Raw genomic sequence first — 21,182 nt, forward strand, 5'->3', positions numbered from 1 at the left:
ACCTGTGCAACTCACCATCCACTGTGCTCGCTTACCCATGGTCGCGCACAGGTGTTGAGTGATTACCGGCCGTTCGATGGTCATTCCCGAGGGGCCGATCGACGGCTTGCCGGACCGCCCACACCCGAGAGGGGCCGGCGGGTACAGACACGACGAAGAGGCGACCATGACCACGACGGCTCCCCCCGGCCCGCCCGCACTGCAACCCCTGACGGGGCCGGTACCCGGGTACGCGCAGACGCTGCCCCTCTGCCCGTCGTCCGTGGCGGTGGCGCGGATGAGCGTTCGCACCACCCTGGCGTGTTGGGACCTGGAGGGGATGACGGACGACGTCGTGCTGGTCGTTTCGGAGCTGGTGACGAATGCGGTGCAGCACGCTCGCCCGGCGGGCGCGCCGCCGGAGGAGCCGGGCTGGTGCCGGCTGACGCTGGAGCATCCCGAGCCAGGAACGGTGTGGGTGTCGGTCGCGGACCTGTCGAGGCGTCGGGTCATACACCGGGATCCTGCTGACGACGCGGAGTCCGGGCGTGGGCTGGCGGTGGTGGATGGACTGGCGACCCGTTGGCTGGCGCAGCCGTCCCGCACTGGCAAAACGGTCTGGGCCGAGCTGCGGGCTGACACGTGAGCGGGCGACACCGTGCGCCGACCGCCGACCGCCGACCGCCCGCAAGCCTCCGGCCGGGGCATGCGCGTTCACCCCTCGCCCCGGCCGGGCCGCTCTCACCGTCCGGACCCCCGGGCGGGGGGACTGTCGGATCGCCTGAAAGACGAAGGAGACTCATGGAGCAGCCATTAGCGTTACTGGATCAGGCCAAGCCCTGGGGGCTCGGACGCATGCGGCCCTACCCCACAGCGGCCGTCCTCCCTGCCGCCCGGCCGGTCCTCGACCCGGGCACGCAGGTACCCGTCTGGGTGAGCCCCGACGGGACACCACTGACGGTGGAGGCCAAGCACAAGCGGTCGCAGACGTCGCAGGAGACCAGCACGAAGACCAGCCTGGACGGCAATCCGGACCAGGGCAGCGACCAGCACGGGGACTCTGACTGATGGTCCTGGGCGGGCCGCCCGTCCTCGTCGTCACGCGCCTGGATGACGCGACCGCGGACGGTGTGATCACCGAATTGAACCGGCGTCGCGTGCCAGTGGTCCGTCTGGACCCCGGCGACTTTCCCATGGAGATCCGTCTGTCGACGACGTTCGACAGCATCGGGCCGCAGGGCACCCTCGTCACCGCGTCCCGAACCCTCGCCCTGGGGAACGTCCGCTCCGTGTACTGGCGGCGGCCCACCCCCTGCACCGTCGACCGCGCCATGGACGACCAGACAGCCCGGTGGGCCGTCGAAGAGGCCCGGTACGGACTTGGCGGCATCCTCGCCGCCCTCCCTGGGGCCCGCTACCTGAACCACCCCTGGCGTAACCGGGACGCCGAGCACAAGCCGGCACAACTGGCCACGGCCGCAGCCTGCGGCTTCACCGTGCCACCCACACTCATCACCAACGACCCCGACCGTGCGCGAACCTTCGCCGCCGACCACGGTCCGGTCGTCTACAAGCCGTTGCGAGAGACCGAGTACGCCGACGGCACCGGCCGCGCACTGACGGTGTGGATGGAGGACGTCACCCCCGACCAGATCGACCACCGGATACGCCACACCGCGCACCTCTTCCAGCAGCGCGTGCGCAAGACCGCGGACATCCGTCTGACCGCTGTCGGCGACCACCTCACCGCCGTCCGTATCGACGGCTCACCCGGGATCGACTGGCGTCGCCACTACGACCACCTCACCTACACGCCGGTGCCCGTCCCACCCGAGATCGCCAAGGGCGTGCGTGGCTACCTCGACGCCTTCAGGCTCGTCTTCGGCGCCTTCGACTTCGGCCTCGACCATGACGGGGTGTGGCATCTGTACGAGTGCAATCCGAACGGCCAGTGGGCCTGGTTTCCCGACCACATCATCAGGCCCGTCACCCGCGCAATCGCCGACCACCTACAGCACGGAGCCCCCGCATGACCAACCCGACCGAACTGCGCCGCCAACTCGCTGCAGCCGTCCCCGCGGACGACCCGGCATGGCGCACCGCCCTCGAAACGGTGCCCCGTGAACTCTTCGTCGGCACCGCTCTGTTCCGCTTCGACGGCCGCCGCTGGACCCCCCTTCACCGCGCCCGGACCGAACCCGGTGAGTGGCTCAGCCTCGTCTACCAGGACACCACCTGGGTCACCCAGGTCGACGGCACCGCCGCCTCCGACACCACCGGCCCCGTCACCGGGCGCCCCACCTCGTCCAGCACGCTGCCCTCCCTGATCGTGCGCATGCTCGACCTCGCGCGCATCAACGAGGGTGACAAGGTGCTGGAGATCGGCACAGGCACGGGATACTCCACCGCCATCCTGTGCAGCCGCATCGACGACAAGAACGTGTACTCCATCGAATACGACCCGGGCTTGGCCGCGACCGCAGCCGAGCACATCCACGCCGCCGGTTACCACCCCACACTCATCACCGGTGACGGCCTCACCGGCCACAAGGACGGCGCCGAATACGACCACATCGTGGCCACCTGCGCCGTCCGCCACATCCCCCCCGCCTGGCGGCACCAAGTACGCGACGGCGGCACCATCACCACCACCATCAGTGGATGGATGCCGGCTTCTGGCCTCGTCCGCCTCACCGTCCACGACGACGGCACCGCCACCGGCCGCTTCCACACCGACCAGATCAGCTACATGCTTGCCCGCCCCCACGAACGGCCGCCCCGCCCCACCTTCCACCAGCATCCGGGCCACATCCGCCCCACCGGCGTGAACCCCGCCCTCTTGGAGGACTGGACCGGGCAGTTCCTCGCCCAGCTCGCCGCACCCTCGGCCGAACTCATGACCACCGGCAACGGCGTGATCCTGGTCGACGTCGCCACCGGCTCCCAGGCGTGGACCGAACCCGCGGGAAAGGGCTGGACCGTGCACCAGCACGGCCCCCTCAGCCTTTGGGACCAGGTGGAAGACGCCCTCACCATCTGGCAGCACGAGGGCTCGCCCACCCTGTCCGGCTTCGGCATGACCGTGGAGCAAGACGGCACCCAACGCGTCTGGATCGGCAGCCCCGACGGGCCGGCCTGGGACCTCCCGGTCTGAGACTTTCGCCCACCCCTCCTCGCGCGTGCTCAGTCTGCCCGGTTCGCTTTCGCCGGCGTGGCAGCCCGTTACCACCGTGGACAACTACGCCGCCGCGCAACGCCTCCTGAGCGTCCACCCGACCTGGCTTCCGGAGCCGGACAGGATGCCGCCTACCCGTTCACCGATGGCGCCCGGGACCGGCCGCCACCGTAAGCCGTGAAAGGACGAAGCATGTCCGAGTGGATCGATCCGCGGTACGCGGGACTGGTGGCGATGTGGAAGCGCGCGCAGCAAGCTCGCCCGCGGGACCCGCGAACGAGGCCGGTGCGGGGGTTCATCGTCCCGCCGAAACCCTGACCGGCCCGGCATCACACAGGCGCCCCACCCCCGAAGTGCTGGGGGTGGGGCGCTTTCGTCGTGGTCCTGGATCTCGTCGCCGGCCGTAGCGTCAGCGGCCCGCGCCCCGGTGTCGCCAGGGGCCCCGGTGCCGGTCAGGCCGTCGCTGCCGTCGCCGCCTTGCGCAGCGGTGGTACGAAGGCCAGGGCGATCAGGGACAGGACGAGGTTGAGGATCAGGGTCAGGGTGAACGCGTGGGTGTAGGCGTGGCGCGAGCCCCCGTCGCCGAGGGTGCTGAAGTAGAGCAGTCCGACGAGCGTGATGCCGATGGACATGCCCAGTTGGCCCACGGTCTCCAGCACGCCGGCCGCGCTGCCCGCCTCCTGCGGCGGCACCCCGGTCAGCGCCGCGCCGAGCAGCGGGCTGACGCCGAGGCCCTGCCCCACGCCGATGACGACGAGCGAGGGGATGAGCACCGGGCCGGACAGGGAGTCGCCCGCGCCCAGCGCGGTGAGCAGCAGGAGCAGATAGCCGAGCGCGTTGAGGCCGTACCCGGCGGTCAGGACGTGCAGGCCGAGCCGCGGCATGATCTTCGGCAGGGCCAGCGAGGTCCCCGTGAACGCGATGCCGAGCGGGGCGAACAGCAGCCCGGACTTCAGGGCGGAGTAGCCGAGCCCGCTCTGGAGCTGGACGGCGAGCACGAAGAACAGGCCGGCGTTGCAGGCGAAGAACGCCAGGAACAGCGCGTTGCCCGACCGGTAGGCGCGCAGCCGCAGCAGCGGCGGGCTGATCAGGGGCTGCCCGCCGGTGGCGGCCAGCCGGTGCTGCCACCAGCCGAACGCCACGAAGCACGGCACGGACAGCACCATCATCACGAAGCACCAGACGGGCCAGCCGGCCGTACGGCCCTCCGCCAGGGGGAAGGACAGCAGCAGCAGGGCGAGCGTGAGCAGGCCGACGCCCGGCAGGTCGAGGCGGGGCCGCCGGGTGCCCCGGAACCCGGGCATGGTCAGCGCGGCACCGGCTATGGCGGCCAGGCCCAGCGGCAGGTTGACCAGGAAGATCGGGCGCCAGCCCCAGCCGAACAGGTCCAGGTGGACCAGGACGCCGCCGATCAGCTGGCCGGTGATCGCCGCGAGGCCGATGGTGACGCCGAACAGCGCCAGCGCCTTGTCCCGCCGGGCGCCCTCGAACGAGGTCTGGATGATGGACAGGATCTGCGGGAAGAACAGCGCCGCGGCCAGGCCCTGGACACAGCGGAAAGCGATCAGCGTCCCGGGACCGGGGGCCACGCCGCACGCCAGCGAGGCGGCCGTGAACAGCCCGAGGCCGGTGAGGAACATCCGCTTGTAGCCCAGGATGTCGCCGAGCCGGCCGCCGGTGACCAGGAACAGCCCGTACACCAGGATGTACCCGCCGACCGTCATCTCGGCGGCGGAGACGGAGGCGCCGAGGTCGGCGCGGATGGACGGGATGGCGACGTTGACGATGTAGGAGTCCATCATCGCCATGAACGTCGCGGCCATCGCCACCAGGACCATCGCCTTGACCCGGGCCGGTGGGAGGGGCGGTGGGCCGGCGTCGCCGCCGGCCGGTGCCGCGTCCGTCGTCTCGCCCGGGTCGGTGAGCGAGACGGACTTTTCATCCTGCATGTGCTGGCCTGCTCTCGTGGGTGGGGGGCGTCGGGTCGGCGTCGAACTCCGGGCCGAGCAGGTGAAGTCGGGTCCCCACCAGTTCGACCCGGGAGCAGACGCCGAGCTTCTGGAAGATCTTCCGGAGGTGGAAGTTGACGGTGTGGGGGGAGAGATTGACCCGGGATGCTATCTGACGGTTGGTCAATCCGGCTGCCACCAGGCGTGTGATGGTCTGTTCGGTGGGGCTCAGTACGGCACCCTCCGCATCGTCCGCCGACGGCTCGCGCCCCAGCAGGGCCGCGGCCTCGTACAGCAGCGGGTGGCGGAAGCGCAGCCGGTCGCCGTCCAGGACGAGCACCCCGGCCTCCACGGCCTCGCGCACCGCGCCCAGCACCGACACCGCCTGCCCGTCGGGCAGTTGGGCCAGCTCGCTCATCCGCGGCGGCAACTGCCGTGCCGCCACCGCCCCCAGCAGACTCCGGGTCCGGGCGGACAGCCGCGGATCCGCGTTCAGCAGTGTGGCCACCACCTGCGGCGGGGGTGACGCCGACACGAGCCGCGCGACACCGCCGCTCACCCGGTGGCCGCCCCCGCCGGTCAGTGCCTCCAACGCGGCCGTCAGCAGGCCGGGATGGCCGCCGCAGGCGGTGATCAGGTGCTCCACCGAGGCGTCCGGCGCCCCGCCCAGCCGGTCCGCGGCGATCCGCAGTGCGTCCCGGCGGCGCAGCGGGCCGAGCGTGAGCTCGACGGTGTCCGGGTGCCGGCACAGCGCGGGCGAGGCCGGCCCGCCGGTGCCGGACAGCAGCCACAGCACCCGGCGGGCCGAGCGTGCCTCGGGCAGCGCCCGCAGGGCGGCGACCACGTCGGGGTCGTCCCAGGCGACGTCGTCCAGTGCGACCAGGACGGGCCGGGCCCCCGCACCGCCGGAGTCCGGGGACCCGGCGCCGAGGGCGGCGAGAACCTCGTCGAGGAGGTCCGGCCCGCGCTGCGCCGTGTTCGGTCCGGCCACTCCGGAGAATGTCTGGAAACCGGTGATGCCGGTCATGAGGGAAGCGGTGAGCAACAGCCTCTTGTACTGCGCCGCCGGGCCGTTTACGACCTCGAAACCAACCTGTCGCGCGGTGTCCGAAATACGGTTGACCAAAGCGGTCTTTCCGTAACCCCTCGGACCCTGAAGCAGAATCAGATTGCTGCGCCCGGTTTGTATCCGGTGTAAACGCTGACGCATTACCCATTGTTCATGGACGCGGCCGTACAGCTTCACTTCTTTCCCCCGGTATGCGGCTGTCACAGCAGATGGCGCGGCCTCGTTCAGGGGGAACGATGCCATGCGCGCCGCAATGGACATTATCCGACCCGGGTAAAGAATCACCCATGACCCGATGCCATACCCCACCGCTCACTAAGGCGTCAACTACTCGAACAAGTAGTGGCTGATTTCCAGAGGGTTTGACAGCTTTGAACGGTCCGCGGAGTGCCACCGACGGGCTGGAAGCGATCTCTATGGGGGAGAGTCTCATCGACATGTCGGACGCCGACCGGGGCATTCGTCTGCCGTTGACCGCCGCACAGGAAGGCGTATGGGCCGCCCAGCGGCTGAATCCAGCGAATCCGCGCTACAACTGTGCCAGCTACCTGGAGATCCACGGCCCGGTCGACGCCGGGCTGCTCGGTCGCGCGGTGGCGGTCGCGCTCGCCGAGGCGGAGACGCTGCGGGTGCGGCTGGACGACGACGGCAGACCGGGCCAGACCGTGCGGCCGGTGGCCGAAAAGAGCCCCCTCGAGGTGCTCGATCTGTCGGACGCCGCGTCACCCAGGGCCGCCGCCGAGGAATGGATGCGCGCCGATCTGTCCCGGCCGGTGGAACCGACCCGTGGACCGCTCGTGCGGCACGTGCTCGTCAAGGAGTCCGCCGACTCCTGGCTGCTGTACCTGCGTTACCACCACGTGGTCATGGACGGCCTCGGCCACACGGTCCACGTCCGGCGCATCGCCGCCGTGTACACCGCGCTCACAAGGGCGCCGAACCCCCCGCCGTACGGACGCTGCCGCTCGCCCGGCTCGTCGAGCAGGACGCGGCCTACCCGGACTCGCCCGGCCACGCAGCCGACCGCGCCTACTGGCTCGACCGCTTCGCCGACCGCCCCGCCCCGGTCAGCCTCGGCGACCGGCACACCCGGTCCGCGGGCGGGCTGCTGCGCCGGGTCACCGAACTCGCCGACGCCGACACCACGCTGCTGCGGGACACCGCCCGGCGGCTCGCGGCCCGGCCCTCCACCCTGCTCGTCGCCGCCGTGGCCGTCTACCAGAGCAGGCTCACCGGCAGCGAGGAGACCCTGCTGCGGGTACCCCTGCCCGCCCGCCCCTCCAGCGCCGCCATCGGCACCCCTGCCATGTTCGCCAACGAACTGCCGGTGCGCGTCGCCGCCCCCCGCACCGCCTCGTTCGCCGAGGTGGCCGCAGAGGTGGCCCGGGAACTCGGCAACACCCTGCGCCACCAGCGCTTCCGCGGGGAACAGCTGCACCGGGAACTGTTCCCCGAAGGGCGCCGCGAGCTGCTCGCCGGCACCACCGTCAACGTGGTGACCTTCGACGCCGACGTGTCCTTCGCGGACGTCCCGAGCACCGCGCACCACCTGTCCTCCGGACCCGTCGACGACCTGCGCTTCGACTTCTTCTCCGACGCCCGGGGCAGCCGGGTGCGACTGCACACCGACGCCAACCCCGAGCGGCACACCGCCGGCGCCCCCGCCGCCCACACCCACCGGCTGCTCGGCCTGCTGCGCGCGGCCCTCACCGACCCCGAACTGCCCGTCGGACGGCTGCCGCTGCTGGACGACGCCGAACGCCGGGCGGTGCTCGCCGCGGGCGCGCCCCGGCGGCGTGACTACGACCTGGACACCCGGCTGCACGAGCTGGTCGAGGCCCGGGCCGCCCGCACCCCGGACGCCGTGGCCGTCACCGACGACACCGAGTCCCTGACCTACCGCGAACTCATGGACCGGGCCCGCCGCCTCGCCCGCCACCTGGGCGAGCAGGGCGTCGCCCGGGGCACGGTCGTCGGCGTGTGCCAGGAGCGCTCGGTGCACCTGGCCGTCTCCCTGCTCGCCGTCCTCATGGCCGGCGGCGCCTATCTGCCGCTCGACCCCGAACTGCCCGCACAGCGCGTCGCGTTCCAGCTCGGCGACGCGGCCGTCACCACCGTCCTGGCCACCGCCCGGACCGCCGGCCGCCCGGCCGCGGCCGGCGTGCGGGTCGTCGCCGTCGACGAGGTGCTGCCCGCCCTGCCCGCGGCCGACGGCCCGCTGCCCGCCGGCGGCCCCGCCGACATCGCCTACGTCATCTACACCTCGGGCTCCACCGGAACGCCCAAGGGCGTCGCCGTGCCCCACCGCGGCGTGGTCAACCGCCTGCTGTGGATGCAGGAGGAGTACGCCCTCGAACCCGGCGAATGCGTGCTGCAGAAGACCCCGTTCACCTTCGACGTGTCGGTCTGGGAGTTCTTCTGGCCGCTGCTCGCCGGCGCCCGGCTGCACCTCCTCGCCCCCGGCGCCCACCGGGACCCGCGGGCCGTCGCCGCCGCCGTCCGCACCCACGGCGTGACCACCCTGCACTTCGTGCCGCCCATGCTCGACCTGTTCCTGGCCGAGCCCGACGCGGCCCGCCTGCCCTCGCTGCGCCGGGTGGTGTGCAGCGGCGAGGCGCTGCGGCCCGAGACCGTGGCGCGGTTCCTCGCCGTCCACGGCACCGCCGCCGGCGCCCCCGGCCTGTACAACCTCTACGGGCCGACCGAGGCCGCCATCGACGTCACCCACCTGCGCTGCACCGAACGGCACACCACCGGGCCGGTGCCGATCGGCCGGGCCGTCGCCAACACCGCGCTGTACGTGCTCGACCCGGGCGGCGAACCGCTGCCGTTCGGGGTGCCCGGCGAACTCCACATCGGCGGTGTGCAGGTCGCCGCCGGCTACCTGAACCGGCCCGAGCAGACGGCGGAACGGTTCGTCACCGACCCGTACACCCCCGGCGGGGGAGTGCTCTACCGCACCGGCGACCTGGCCGTGCTGCGGGCGGACGGCACGGTCGAGTACCACGGCCGGCTCGACCACCAGCTCAAGATCCGCGGCTTCCGCGTCGAACCGGGGGAGATCGAGTCGGCGCTGCTCGCCCTGCCCGGGGTCGAGCAGGTCGTCGTCACCGCACCCCGGCAGGCCGACGGACAGCACCGGCTGCTCGCCCACGCCGTCGCCCCCGGCGCCACCGCCGGGGCCCTGACGGCCGCGCTGGCCGAGCGGCTGCCCGAGTACATGGTGCCGTCCGCCCTCGTCCTGCTCGACACCCTGCCGCTGTCGCCCAACGGCAAGGTCGACCGGCGCGCCCTGCCCGAGCCCGACGGCACCGCCGCGGCCGGGCCCGCACCCGGCGGCCCGCTGGACGAGGCCGAACAGCGGATCCACGACGCCTTCGCCGCCGTACTCGGCGCCGAACGGGTCGACGCCGACAGCTCCTTCTTCGCCCTGGGCGGCGACTCCCTGCTCAGCATCCGGCTGCGCACCGCCCTGGAGCACACCGGCGTCACCTTCGACCTGCCCGACCTGTACGAGGCGCCCAGTGTCCGCGCCCTGGCCCGCCGCACCCGGCCGTACGTGCCGGCCGGACCGCGCACCCGGCCCTTCTCGCTGCTGTCCGACGCCGACCGCGACCTGCTGCCCGACGGCCTGGACGACGCCCACCCGCTCAGCAGCATGCAGTCCGGCATGGTGTTCCACGCCGAGTACGAGGAGAACTCCTCCGTCTACCGGGTGGTCACCAGCATCCGCGTCCGGCTGCCCTTCGCCGAGGCTCCGCTGCGCGCCGCCCTGGCCGGCACCGTCCGGCGCCACCCGGCGCTGCGCGGCTCCTTCCACCTCACCGGCTTCAGCGAACCGCTCCAGCTGGTGCACCGGGACGTCACCGTGCCCCTCGCGGTCGACGAGGAGCTGTGGGGGGCCGCCCCCGACGTCCGCGACGCCCGGCTCGACGCGTGGGCCGAGGCGGCCAAGCACCACGTCTTCGACCTCACCGCGGCCCCGCTGCTGGCCTTCACGGCCCACCCGCTGGATGCGGAAACGTTCCAGCTGAGCGTCGTCGAACACCATGTGGTGCTGGACGGCTGGAGCGACGCGGCGATGCTGGACGAGATCGTCGCCCGCTACCGGGCCGCCCTCTCGGGCGAGGACCTCCTCCTGCCCGAGATCCCCAGCACCTTCCGCGAGTTCGTCGCCGCCGAACGGCGGGCCGCCGACCGGCCCGAGCACCGCGACTTCTGGGCCGGGGAACTGGCCGGCGCCGAGCCGGCCCCGCTGCCGGCCCGCACCACGGGCCGCCCGGCCGGCGCCCGGCACCGGCGGTTCGACGTACCGCTGGAGCAGACCACCGGAACCCGTATCGCCGCCGCGGCCCGCGCCGCCGGACTGCCCCCGAAGTCGCTCCTGGCCGCCGCCCACGCCGTCGTCCTGCACGCCGTGACGGCCGGCGACGAGGTGCTGACCGGTGTCGTCACCCACGGCCGGCTCACGGACGAGGGCGGCGACCAGGCGATCGGCGTCTTCCTCAACACGCTGCCGCTCCGGCTGTCCGTGGCCGAGGGCACCTGGCTCGACCTCGCCCACCGGGTGCGCGCGCACGAGCAGCGCACCCTGCCGCACCGCCGCTACCCCTTCGCCCGCGTCCTGCGCGACCACCCCGACCTCGCGCTGGACTCGTACGTCAACTTCATGGACTTCCACCAGCAGTGGGGCTCCGACGCGGCGATCCAGGACGGCTTCGGCATCGCCGAGACCAACTTCCCGCTCGCCGCGAACTTCCTCGTCGACCCGGCGGGCGGCCGGCTCCGGCTCTGGCTGGACTGCGACACCTCCCTGCTCGACCCCGAGTTCTGCGACCGCCTGACCGGCTACTACGGCCGCGCCCTCGCCGCGCTCGCCGCGGACCCCGCCGCCGCGCCGCCGGCCGAACTGCGCGGCCCGGCGGAACGGGCCCGGCTCGACGCCTGGAACGACACGGCGGTGCCCTACGACACCGGCGCGACCCTCAGCGGCCTCATCGACCGGCGGATCGCCGCCACCCCCGAGGCCACCGCGGTCGTCGACGGCCGCGAACGCCTCACCTACGCGGCACTCGGCGAGCGGGCCGCCCGCCTGGCCCACCAGCTGCGCGCGCACGGCGCCGGCCGCGGGTGCCGGGTCGGGGTGAGCGTACGGCGCTCGGCCGACCTCGTCGTCACCCTGCTCGCCGTGGCCCGCACCGGCGCCGCCTACGTCCCGATGGACCCCGGCTTCCCCGCCGAGCGGCTCGCCTACATCGCCACCGACGCCGCCCTGGACTGCCTGGTCACCGGCCCCGGCGGCCCCGAGGACCTGCCCGCCGGGGCGGTCGTACGGCTGGACCGGGACGCGGAGCGGATCGCCGCCCGGCCCACCGGACCGCTGGAGGACGGACCGGGCGCCGACGACCCGGTGTACGTCATCTACACCTCCGGCTCCACCGGCCGGCCCAAGGGCACGGTGCTGTCCCACCGCAACGTCGTCAACTTCCGCACCGCCATGGACCTGCGGATCGGGCTCGCCGAGGACGACGTCGTCCTCGCCCTCACCAGCGTCTCGTTCGACATCTCCGTCCTCGAACTGCTGTGGCCGCTCACCCGCGGGGCCACGGTGGTCGTGGCCGGCGAGCGGATGATCGAACGGCTCACCCCCGCCGACGGCGAGGACTCCCTCCGGGACCTCCTCGTCCGCCACCGGGCCACCCTGGTGCAGGCCACCCCGTCGTTCCTCGCGGCGGTGGCCGCCCAGCCGGAGGCACTGGACGCGCTGCGCCCGCTGCGCGCCCTGCTGGTGGGCGGCGAGGCGTTCCCCTCCGGACTCGCCCAGCGGCTGCTGACCGCGCTGCCGGCGGTGCGGGTGTTCAACATGTACGGCCCCACCGAGACGACCATCTGGTCGACGGTGCACGAACTCGACCGTGAGCGGGACGTGCACGCCGCCGCGCTGCCGATCGGCCGCCCCATCGCCAACACGACCGTCCGGGTCGTCACCGGCGACGGCCGCGAGGCGCCCGTGGGTGTCGCCGGCGAGCTGTGGATCGGCGGCGACGGGGTCGCCCGGGGATACCTGGAGCGGCCCGAGCTGACCGCCGAACGGTTCGTCACGGCGGCCGGGGCCCGCTGGTACCGCACCGGCGACCGGGTGCGGTGGCGGGCCGACGGGCTGCTGGAGTTCCTCGGCCGCATCGACCGCCAGGTGAAGATCCTCGGCCACCGCGTCGAACCCGACGAGGTGGAGAGCGTCCTGTCCCGCCATCCCGAGGCCGCCTCGGTCGCCGTCGTCGCCGCACAGCGCGCGGGCGGCGGAGCCGAACTCGTCGCCTACGTCGCCCCGGCCGCGCAGGGCTGGAACGCCGACGGCGAGCGCAGCCACGTCGACCGCTGGCGGGACGTGTGGGAAGGGGCGTACAGCCCCGGCGGGGCCGGCGACGGAGCCACCGGGGAGACGGCGGAGACCGGGCAGACCGGCGCGACCGGAGGCCGGGTGGATCCGGCGGGCTCGGCGAGTTCGGTGTCCTCGGCGGGATCGGCGGCTTCGGCGGGCTCGGTGCGCGCCGGCGGCTCGGCCGGCGCCGGTGGGTCCGTGGGTCTCGCGAGCGCCGAGAGCCCCGCCGGGGCCTCGCGTTCCGGCGGCAGCGGCAACGCGGGTGGCACCGGCACGGACGGCACCGGCAACGCGGGTGGCACCGGCGCGAACGGCACCGGCACCGCGAGCGGCAGCCCGGAGAGCACCGGCACCGGCACCGGCACCGATACCGGCACCGGCACCGGCGGCGCCCGTCCCGTGGGCCCCCGCGGCGAGGACGCCCGTTCCGCCGACGAGCGGGACTTCGCCGGGTGGCTCAGCAGCTACACCAAGCGGCCGATCCCCGCGCACGAGATGCGGGAGTGGCTGGACCACACCGTGGAGCGCATCCGCCGGACCGGCGGCGCCCGGATCGTGGACGTCGGCGTCGGCGTCGGCCTGTACCTGCGCCGGCTCGCCCCGGACGCCGACTCCTACCTGGGGCTCGACCTGTCCCCGGCCGCCCTGGCCACGGCCGCCGCCGCGGTCTCCGGCGACGGCCCCCTGCCCGGCCACATCACGCTGCGGCAGGCCGAGGCCACGGCGCTGGCCGAGCTGCCCGACGCCGGCGCCGACCTGGTGCTGTTCAACTCCGTCGTGCAGTACTTCCCCGGCCCGGAGTACCTGCGCCGGGTCCTCACCGAGGCGGTCCGGGTCGCCGGCCCCGAGGGCGCCGTGTTCGTCGGCGACGTGCGCGACCTGACGCTGCTGCCCGCCTTCCACGCGGACACCCAGCTGCGCCGGGCCCCCGCGCTGAACCCGGCCCGGGAGGTGTCGGCCGCCGCGGCCCGCGCCCTCGCCGAGGAACGCGAACTGTGCCTGACCCCCGCCTTCTTCGAGGAGTTCGCCCGGGACGCCGGCCTCGGCCTGCGCATCGAGCTGAAGCGGGGCCGGCACGCCAACGAGCTGACCCGGTTCCGCTGGGACGTGACCCTGTACGGCCCCGGCCGCGCCCCCGGCGCCGACGCCGACGGCAAGCGGCTGACCTGGGCCGAGGTGACCGACGCCGACGCCCTCGCCGAGCTGCTGACGGCCACCGCCCCCGAGCGGACGCTGACCGTCACCGGCCTGCCCGACCGGCGGCTGGTGCGCCCGCTCGCCGCCCTGGCCCTGCTGCGCGCCGAGACCGGCCCGGAGCAGACGGCGTGGGATCTGGAGCGCGCGCTGTGGGAGGCCTCGGCCGCGCAGGGCACCGACCCCGAGGACCTCGCGGAGCTCGGGGCACGGCACGGCCGGACCGTCCGCCTGCTCCCGCCGGAACCCGGCCGCACGGGCGAGTTCGACGTCGTCTTCGAACCGCGCTCCGCCGCACCCGAGGCCACCGCCCCGGCAGCTGTGGACGTACCGGCGGCCGCCGCCCCGCGCTCCGCCGCCCCGGCAGCCGGCGTCCCGGAATCCGAGCAGGCGGCCCGGCCGCCGAGGAAGCAGTGAGGACCGTGAACGCATCCACCCCGCCCCTGGCCAACGATCCGCTGGCCCAGACGGCCTGGGCCGCCTTCCGTACCCGGCTGCGCGAGTTCGCCGCCGAACAGCTGCCCGAGGCGATGGTCCCGTCCCGGTTCGTCGTCCTGCCCGAACTGCCCAAACTGCCCAACGGCAAGGTGGACCGCGGCCGGCTCCCGGCGGTGCCGGACGGCGAGAGCACCGGCACCGCCTACGTCGCCCCGGTGACCCCCCTGGAGATCCGGCTCGCCGAGATCTGGGCCGACCTGCTCGGCGTCGGGCGCGTCGGCCTGAAGGACAACTTCTTCGAGCTGGGCGGCGACTCCCTCGCCGCCGCCCAGATGGCGGCCCGGCTGCGGGCGGCGACCGGCCTCCAGGTGAACCTGCGCGGCCTGTTCGACCACCCCACCCTGGAGCGCCTGGCCCGCCACCTCGACGCCCAGGACGGCCCCGCGGCCACCGGCGACAGCGGCCGGCACCCGCGGTCGATCGCCGGCGCGGACCTGGCGGCCGAGGCCGTCCTGCCCGCCGACATCACCCCGGCCGCGGACGCCCTGCCGCCCGCCGTCACGCCGTACCGGACCGTGCTGCTCACCGGCGGCACCGGGTACACCGGGGCGTTCCTGATGCGCGAGCTGCTCGACCGGTCCGACGCCCACCTGTACGTCCTGGTCCGCGCCGACACGCCCGGACAGGCGGCCGGCCGGGTGCGGGCCGCCATGGAGCTGTACGGCGTCTGGCGCGACGGCGACGAGACACGGTTCACCGGAGTGCCCGGCGACCTCGCCCGGCCCTACTTCGGCCTCGACCACGACACCTGGCTGCGGCTCGCCCGGGACGTCGAGATGATCGTCCACAACGGCGCCTGGTCCAGCTACGCCCTGCCGTACCGCAGGCTCAAGCCCGTCAACGTGCTCGGCACCCAGGAAGTGCTGCGGCTCGCCGCCCGCCACCGGATCAAGCCGGTGCACTACATCTCCTCCCTCGCCGTCTACCCGGGCCGTCCCGGCGACCACCGGTGGGCGGAGGACGCGGCCACGGACCCCGAGGGCGTGGTCGGCGGCTACCGGCAGACCAAGTGGGTCGGCGACCGCATGATGGCCCAGGCCCACGAACGCGGCCTGCCCACCTGCGTCTACCGGCCCGGCCAGATCACCGGCGCCCAGACCACCGGCGCCTGCGCCGAGGACACCTTCCTCAACGCCACCCTCAAGGGCTGCGTACAGCTCGGCGCCGCCCTGGAGTTCGACGTCTTCCTGGAGATGACCCCCGTCGACTTCTGCGCCGCCGCCGTCGCCCACATCGCCCTGGGCGGCGGCCGGCACGGCACCTCCTTCAACCTGCCCGGCGGCCACCCGCTCGCCTGGAACCGGCTCGTCGAGCTGCTCGCCGAGTGCGGCTACCCGCTGCGCCGGCTGTCGTACGCCGACTGGTACGCCGAGCTGACCCGGGCCGTGGAACGCGGCGAGGAGAACGAACTCGCCCGGTTCCTGCCGCTGTTCGACGCCGAACAGCCCGCCGAGGACCTCGGCTACCGGGGCAGCCGCCCCGTCTTCGACACCACCAACCTGCGGGCGGCGCTGACCGGTTCGGACATCGCTTGCCTGCCGCCCGAGCGCGAGCTGGTCGGCCGCTACCTCGACCATTTCGAAGCCACCCGCTTCCTGCCCGCGCGCGCCGAGAGGACAGCCCCGTGACCCAGCCCTCCCTCCTGGACGAGCCCACCGCCCTGCACCTCCTGCGCCGGCACGCCGCCGAGCGGCCCGGCCGCGCCGCGGTCACCTTCGTCCACGACCACGACGCGGCCGACGGCGCCCGCACCCTCGACTACGCGGCCCTCGACGCCGAGGCGCGCCGCGTCGCCTCCTGGCTCCAGGAGTGCTGCGCGCCCGGCGACCGCGTCCTGCTGCTGCACCCGCCGGGCCTGCCCTTCGTCACCGCCTTCCTGGGCTGCCTGTACGCCGGCACGGTCGCCGTGCCCTCGCCGATGCCCGGCCAGTTCCAGTACCAGCAGCGCCGGGTCACCGGCATCGCGCTGGACGCCGGCGTGAGCGTCGCGCTCACCGACACCGGGCAGCTGGACGAGGCCCGCCGCTGGATCGAGTCCGAGGGCCTGGACTTCACCGTGGCGGCCAGCGACACCGCCGACTTCGGCGCCGCCGACCGCTGGCGCGACCCGGAGGCCGGCCCCGGCGACCTGGTCCTGCTGCAGTACACCTCCGGCTCGACCGGCGACCCCAAGGGCGTCATGGTCGACCACCGCAATCTGCTGCACAACGCCGACAGCCTGCGCGGCGCCCTCGGCCTGACCGCCGACACCAACTTCGGCGGCTGGATCCCGCTGTACCACGACATGGGCCTGATGGGGCAGCTGCTGCCCAGCCTCTTCCTGGGCAGCAGCTGTGCGCTGATGTCCCCGATGGCCTTCCTCAAGCGCCCGCACCAGTGGCTCAGCCTCCTCGACCGCTACGACGTGGGCTACTCGGCCGCCCCCAACTTCGCCTACGAGCTGTGCGTGCGCCGGGTCACCGACGCCCAGCTGGCCCAGCTGGACCTCTCGCGGTGGCGGTTCGCGGCCAACGGCTCCGAGCCCATCCAGGCCTCCACGCTGCGGGACTTCGCCGAGCGCTTCGCCGCCGCCGGGTTCCGCGCCGAGGCCCTGGCCCCCTGCTACGGCATGGCCGAAGCCACCGTGTACGTCTCCGGCCTGGCCGGCCGGCCGCCCCGGATCGAGCCCGTCGACTCCGACGCCCTGGAGAAGCACGTCCTGCAGCCCCCGCTGCCCGACGGCCCGGTCCGCGAGCTGGTGGGCTGCGGGAACGTACCGGACTTCGACGTACGCGTCGTCGACCCGGCCGACGGCACGGTGCTGCCCGACGGCACCACGGGTGAGATCTGGCTGCGCGGCCCCAGCGTGGCCGCGGGCTACTGGGGGCGCCCGGAGGCCACCGAGGAGACCTTCGGCGCCCGCACCGCCGACGGCGAGGGACCGTTCCTGCGCACCGGCGACCTGGGTGCCCTGGTGGACGGCGAGATCTATGTGACGGGCCGCAGCAAGGACCTGCTGATCGTGCACGGCCGCAACCTCTACCCCCAGGACATCGAGCACGAACTGCGCCGCCGCCACCCGGAGCTGGCCACGCTCGCCGGCACGGCGTTCACCGTGTCCGTGCCGCAGGAGGAGGTCGTGGTCCTGCACGAGATCCGCGGCCGGTTCACCGACGAGCAGTTCCGGCAGCTGGCCCGGGACCTGCGGACCACCGTCTACCAGGAGTTCGGGGTGCGCACGGCCGGCCTGGTGCTGCTGCGGCCCGGATCCGTCCGCAAGACGACCAGCGGCAAGGTGCAGCGCTCCGAGATGCGGCGGCTGTTCCTCGACGGCGCGCTCACCCCGCTCCACGCCGACCTGGAGCCCGCGGTGCGCGCGCTGCTCGGCGAGGTCCCTGCGTGAGCGGCGGCGCGGCCCGCTGGCCCACCGGGCTGCCCGGTGCCCTGGACACCGCGATCGAGGAGGCCGCGGCGCCCGGCGGCCCCTTCCACCCGGCGACCGGCTCCCGGCTCGACGCCCGGGAGGAGTTCCCCGCCGCGGCCTGCGCCGTCCTGGACGACTGCGGCACGGCCCGTGCCTATGTGCCGGCCGAACTGGGCGGCGTCCCCGGCGGACTGCCCGAACTGGTCGCCGCGCTGCGCACGGTGGCCCGCCGGGACGTGACCGTCGCCGTCGCGCACGGCAAGACGTTCCTCGGCTCGGTGCCGACCTGGGTGGCCGGCACCGACGAGCAGCGGCGGGCCCTCGCCCGCCGGGTGCTGGACGGCGCGGTGGTCTCCTGGGGCCTGACCGAACCGGGCCACGGCAGCGACCTGCTGGCCGGCGAACTGACCGCCGAAACCACGGCCGACGGCGGCCGGCGGCTCGACGGCGCCAAGTGGCCCATCAACAACGCCACCCGCGGCGACCTGATCTCGGTGCTGGCCCGGACCGCCCCCGAGGGCGGCCCGCGCGGCTTCGGACTGCTCCTGGTGGACAAGGCGGCCCTGGCGGCGGGCAGTTGGAGTCCGCTGCCCAAGGAGCCGACGCACGGCATCCGCGGCGCCGACATCAGCGGCATCCGCTTCACCGGCGCCGAGGTGCCCGCCGACGCCCTGACCGGCGCGGCCGGCGACGGCCTGGACGTCGTCCTGCGTTCCCTGCAGCTGACCCGGACCGTGTGCACCTCCCTGTCGCTCGGCGCCGGCGAGCACGCCCTGCGGCTGGCCCACGCCTTCGCCGCCGGGCGCGCCATGTACGGGACCACGCTGCTGCGGCTGCCGCTGGCCCGCCGGGTGCTCGGGCGGGCCGCGGCCTCGCTCGCCCTCGCCGACGCCGCCGCACTGCTGGCGGCCCGGGCCGCGCACTGCCTGACCGGGGAGATGAGCGTGGTGTCGGCCCTGGTCAAGGCCGGTGTGCCGGAGATCGTCCAGCTGGCCGTCGACGATCTGGCCGAGCTCCTCGGAGCGCGCGGGTTCCTGACCGAGCACCATGCGGACGGCGCGTTCCAGAAGCTGGAGCGCGATCACCGGATCGTCGCCATCTTCGACGGCAGTACGGCGGTGAACCGCGCCTTGCTGATCAACCAGTTCCCGGTGCTCGCCCGGCTGCACCGCAAGGGCACCCACGACGCCGAGGGCCTCGCCGCCACCGTCGGCGCGGAGCCCGTCCCGCCGCTCGACCCCGGGGCGCTGCGCCTGTTCAGCCGTACCGGGTGCAGCGCGGTGCAGGCCCTGCCCGGCGCCGCCGGCCGGCTCGCCGCGCTCGCCGCCGCCGGGGCCGTACCGCCGCGCGTGCCCGAGCTGGCCCGCGCGCTGGCCGAGGAGGCGGCGGCCGTCGCCGCGGCCATGGCCGCGCCGCTCCCGGCCGGCCGCGGCACACCCGCCGAGGCCTTCGAGACCGCCCGCCGCTACGAACGCTGCTTCGCGGGCGCCGCGGCCGTCCACCTGCTCCTCGCCGACCCGGGCGACCCGCGGCGGGTCAGCTCGCTCACGGCGGCGATGGAACGGGCCCTGGAACTCCTCCGGCCGGGCCACGAGGCACCCCTGGAGGCGTACGAAACCGTGCTGGAGACGCTCGCGGACCCGGCGAAGGAGCTGATCGCATGACCTCGGCGCGTTCCGCGGACACGGCACCCCGGCCCGGGACCGGGACCGGGCCGGCCGGCGCCCCGGAGGCGGGCCGCCCGGAAGACGCCGACCCCAGGGAAGCCACCCCCCGGCCGGAAGCCACCGGCTACCCGGAGGGCACCGGCTGCCCGGAGGCCGCCGGTCGCCCGGCGGACGTCGACCGTCTGGAGCGGCTGTTCGGAGACGCGGGCGACCCGGCGAACCCGGTGGGCCGGAACGCGGTGCTCGCCGCCGACGACCGCGCCGGGATGCTCGCCGCCGGTGAGGACCTGCTGACCCGGTTCGGACTGAACGCCCACTTCGTCCCCCGGGACCTGGGCGGCCGGTTCGAGCAGCTGGACGACCTGGTGCGGGTCATGCGGGCCGTCTACCGGCGCGACCCCTGCCTCGGTCTCGGCTACGGTGCCGGCTCCTTCATGGCCGCCGTCAACGTGTGGACGGCCGGCAGCACCGGACAGCGGGAGCGGCTGGCCGGCCGGCTGCTCTCCGGCGGCCGGGCGGCCTGCGCCTACCACGAGCTGGACCATGGCAACGACTTCACCCGGGCCGGCCTCACCGCCCTGCCCGGTCCCGACGGCCGGCTGCGCCTGAACGGCCGCAAGGAGGTCGTCGCCAACCTGCGGCGCGCCGAGACCGTGGTCCTCTTCGCCCGCACCGACCCCGCCCACGGCAGCCGCAGCCACTCCCAGCTGCTGTTCGACACCGCCGACCTGCCCGCCGCGGCGGTACGGCACCTGGACCGGTACCCCACCGTCGGCATGCGCGGGGTCCAGCTCGGCGGTATCGAGTTCACCGACTGTCCCGTACCCGACGACAGTGTGGTGGGCCGTCCCGGTCAGGGCGTCGAAACCGCCCTGCGCTCCTTCCAGCTCACCCGCGTCGCCCTGCCCGGCATGACCATCGGCCTGCTCGACACCGCCCTGCGCACCGCCCTGCGCGGCGCCCGTGGACGCACCCTGTACGGCGGCCGGGCCGCGGACCTGCCGCTGTCCCGGACGATCCTCGCCGAGACCTTCGCCGACCTGCTGCTCGCGGACACCTTTACCACGGTCGCCGCCCGGGCCGCCCACACCGCGCCCGCCCAGGCCGGCGTCTACGCGAGCGCCGTGAAGTCCTTCGTCCCGACCGTCCTCATCCGCGCCGTCCAGCGGCTGTCCGAACTGCTCGGCTCCCAGTTCTATCTGCGCGCCGGGGAACAGCCGCTGTTCCAGAAGCTGCTGCGGGACGTGCAGCCATCGGCGTTCGGGCACGCCTCCCGGGTCTCCTGCCAGTCCGCGCTGCTGGCGCAGCTGCCGCTCACCGCCCGCCGCGGCTGGCGCGCCGACACGGCCGACCCGCTGCCCGCGGACACCTTCCGCGCCGGCCGGCCACTGCCTCCGCTGCGCTTCGCCGACCTGGCCGTCTCGGCCGCCGGGCGCGACCCGCTGGCCCGCTCCCTCGTCGTCGCCACCGCCTCTGCCGCCCCGGACGACCCGCTCGCCGGGTCGGGCCGCGCCTGGTGCGCGCGGCTGGCGGAACTCACCGCCGACGCGTCCGGCCTGGCCCCCACCCTCATCGGGCCCGACGCACCCCCGTACGCCTTCGGGCTGACCGCCCGCTGGACCGGCGTCCTGGCCGCCTCGGCATGCCTGAACACCTGGTGGAACCGGCCCGCCGAGGCCGCCGGCAGTGCCGCGGATCCGGCCGTCACGCTCGCCGTGCTGCACCGGCTCGGCAGCCACCTCGACCACCACCGCGAGCCGCTGCCGCCGCGGCTCGCCGAGCCCCTGTACGCCGAACTCGGCCGGCGCCTCGACGCCGGACTCACCTTCGACCTCGACCGCCGCCCCACCGGGGCCTGACCGCCGC

Annotated in this window: 12 protein-coding genes and 1 pseudogene; 11 read left to right on the forward strand and 2 right to left on the reverse strand. The window is 74.3% G+C overall.

Annotation, left to right across the window (positions count from 1 at the left end; genetic code table 11):
* Positions 1–166 precede the first annotated feature (166 nt).
* The 5 genes from FHS34_RS03755 to FHS34_RS44010 all read left to right on the forward strand — a co-directional run bounded on the left by FHS34_RS03755 (position 167) and on the right by FHS34_RS44010 (position 3,335).
* Complete coding sequence (locus FHS34_RS03755; protein WP_184960925.1) at positions 167–625, forward strand: ATP-binding protein; 459 nt, start codon at positions 167–169, stop codon at positions 623–625.
* A gap of 155 nt (positions 626–780) precedes the next feature.
* On the forward strand, positions 781–1,047 hold the full coding sequence (tgmA, locus tag FHS34_RS03760; RefSeq protein WP_184960927.1) for a putative ATP-grasp-modified RiPP: 267 nt from the start codon (positions 781–783) through the stop codon (positions 1,045–1,047).
* The gene (gene tgmB, locus FHS34_RS03765) at positions 1,047–2,012 is read left to right on the forward strand and encodes an ATP-grasp ribosomal peptide maturase (RefSeq protein WP_184960929.1); all 966 of its coding nucleotides are present in this window, start codon (positions 1,047–1,049) and stop codon (positions 2,010–2,012) included. The genes tgmA and tgmB overlap by 1 nt, the downstream gene beginning before the upstream one ends.
* Positions 2,009–3,133, forward strand: coding sequence for an ATP-grasp peptide maturase system methyltransferase (gene tgmC, locus FHS34_RS03770; protein WP_184960932.1), 1,125 nt, complete (start codon positions 2,009–2,011; stop codon positions 3,131–3,133). Before tgmB ends, tgmC begins: the two co-directional genes overlap by 4 nt.
* A gap of 25 nt (positions 3,134–3,158) precedes the next feature.
* Positions 3,159–3,335, forward strand: coding sequence for a DUF6087 family protein (locus FHS34_RS44010; RefSeq protein ID WP_225817429.1), 177 nt, complete (start codon positions 3,159–3,161; stop codon positions 3,333–3,335).
* Positions 3,336–3,606: 271 nt separating this feature from the next.
* Here the strand turns inward: FHS34_RS44010 and FHS34_RS03775 are convergent, their stop codons facing one another.
* Together FHS34_RS03775 and FHS34_RS03780 are read right to left on the reverse strand one after the other, a co-directional pair.
* Entirely contained in the window at positions 3,607–5,103 is a 1,497-nt protein-coding gene (locus tag FHS34_RS03775; protein ID WP_225817430.1) for an MFS transporter, read from the reverse strand.
* Positions 5,093–6,433, reverse strand: coding sequence for a helix-turn-helix transcriptional regulator (locus FHS34_RS03780; RefSeq protein WP_308288285.1), 1,341 nt, complete (start codon positions 6,431–6,433; stop codon positions 5,093–5,095). Before FHS34_RS03780 ends, FHS34_RS03775 begins: the two co-directional genes overlap by 11 nt.
* Positions 6,434–6,609: 176 nt before the next feature.
* On the opposite strand from FHS34_RS03780, the pseudogene FHS34_RS44015 reads away from it, so the two are divergent.
* The 6 genes and pseudogenes from FHS34_RS44015 to FHS34_RS03805 all read left to right on the forward strand — a co-directional run.
* Positions 6,610–9,704: pseudogene (locus tag FHS34_RS44015) on the forward strand (amino acid adenylation domain-containing protein); the annotation flags it as partial.
* A 27-nt stretch (positions 9,705–9,731) separates the two neighbouring features.
* Complete coding sequence (locus tag FHS34_RS44020; RefSeq protein WP_376773078.1) at positions 9,732–14,165, forward strand: non-ribosomal peptide synthetase; 4,434 nt, start codon at positions 9,732–9,734, stop codon at positions 14,163–14,165.
* Between the two features lie 5 nt (positions 14,166–14,170).
* Positions 14,171–15,874: a thioester reductase domain-containing protein gene (locus FHS34_RS03790; protein ID WP_225817433.1), complete on the forward strand. Its 1,704-nt coding sequence runs from the start codon at positions 14,171–14,173 to the stop codon at positions 15,872–15,874.
* The gene (locus tag FHS34_RS03795) at positions 15,871–17,628 is read left to right on the forward strand and encodes a fatty acyl-AMP ligase (RefSeq protein ID WP_184960941.1); all 1,758 of its coding nucleotides are present in this window, start codon (positions 15,871–15,873) and stop codon (positions 17,626–17,628) included. Before FHS34_RS03790 ends, FHS34_RS03795 begins: the two co-directional genes overlap by 4 nt.
* Positions 17,625–19,313, forward strand: a complete 1,689-nt coding sequence (locus FHS34_RS03800; RefSeq protein WP_184960943.1) for an acyl-CoA dehydrogenase family protein — start codon at positions 17,625–17,627, stop codon at positions 19,311–19,313. The genes FHS34_RS03795 and FHS34_RS03800 overlap by 4 nt, the downstream gene beginning before the upstream one ends.
* Positions 19,310–21,175 carry an acyl-CoA dehydrogenase family protein gene (locus FHS34_RS03805; protein ID WP_184960945.1) on the forward strand — a complete coding sequence of 622 codons (1,866 nt, stop codon included), beginning with the start codon at positions 19,310–19,312 and terminating at the stop codon, positions 21,173–21,175. Before FHS34_RS03800 ends, FHS34_RS03805 begins: the two co-directional genes overlap by 4 nt.
* Positions 21,176–21,182: the final 7 nt, after the last annotated feature.

The sequence above is a fragment of the Streptomyces echinatus genome, assembly GCF_014203595.1.
GTDB classification, from domain to species: Bacteria; Actinomycetota; Actinomycetes; order Streptomycetales; family Streptomycetaceae; genus Streptomyces; species Streptomyces echinatus.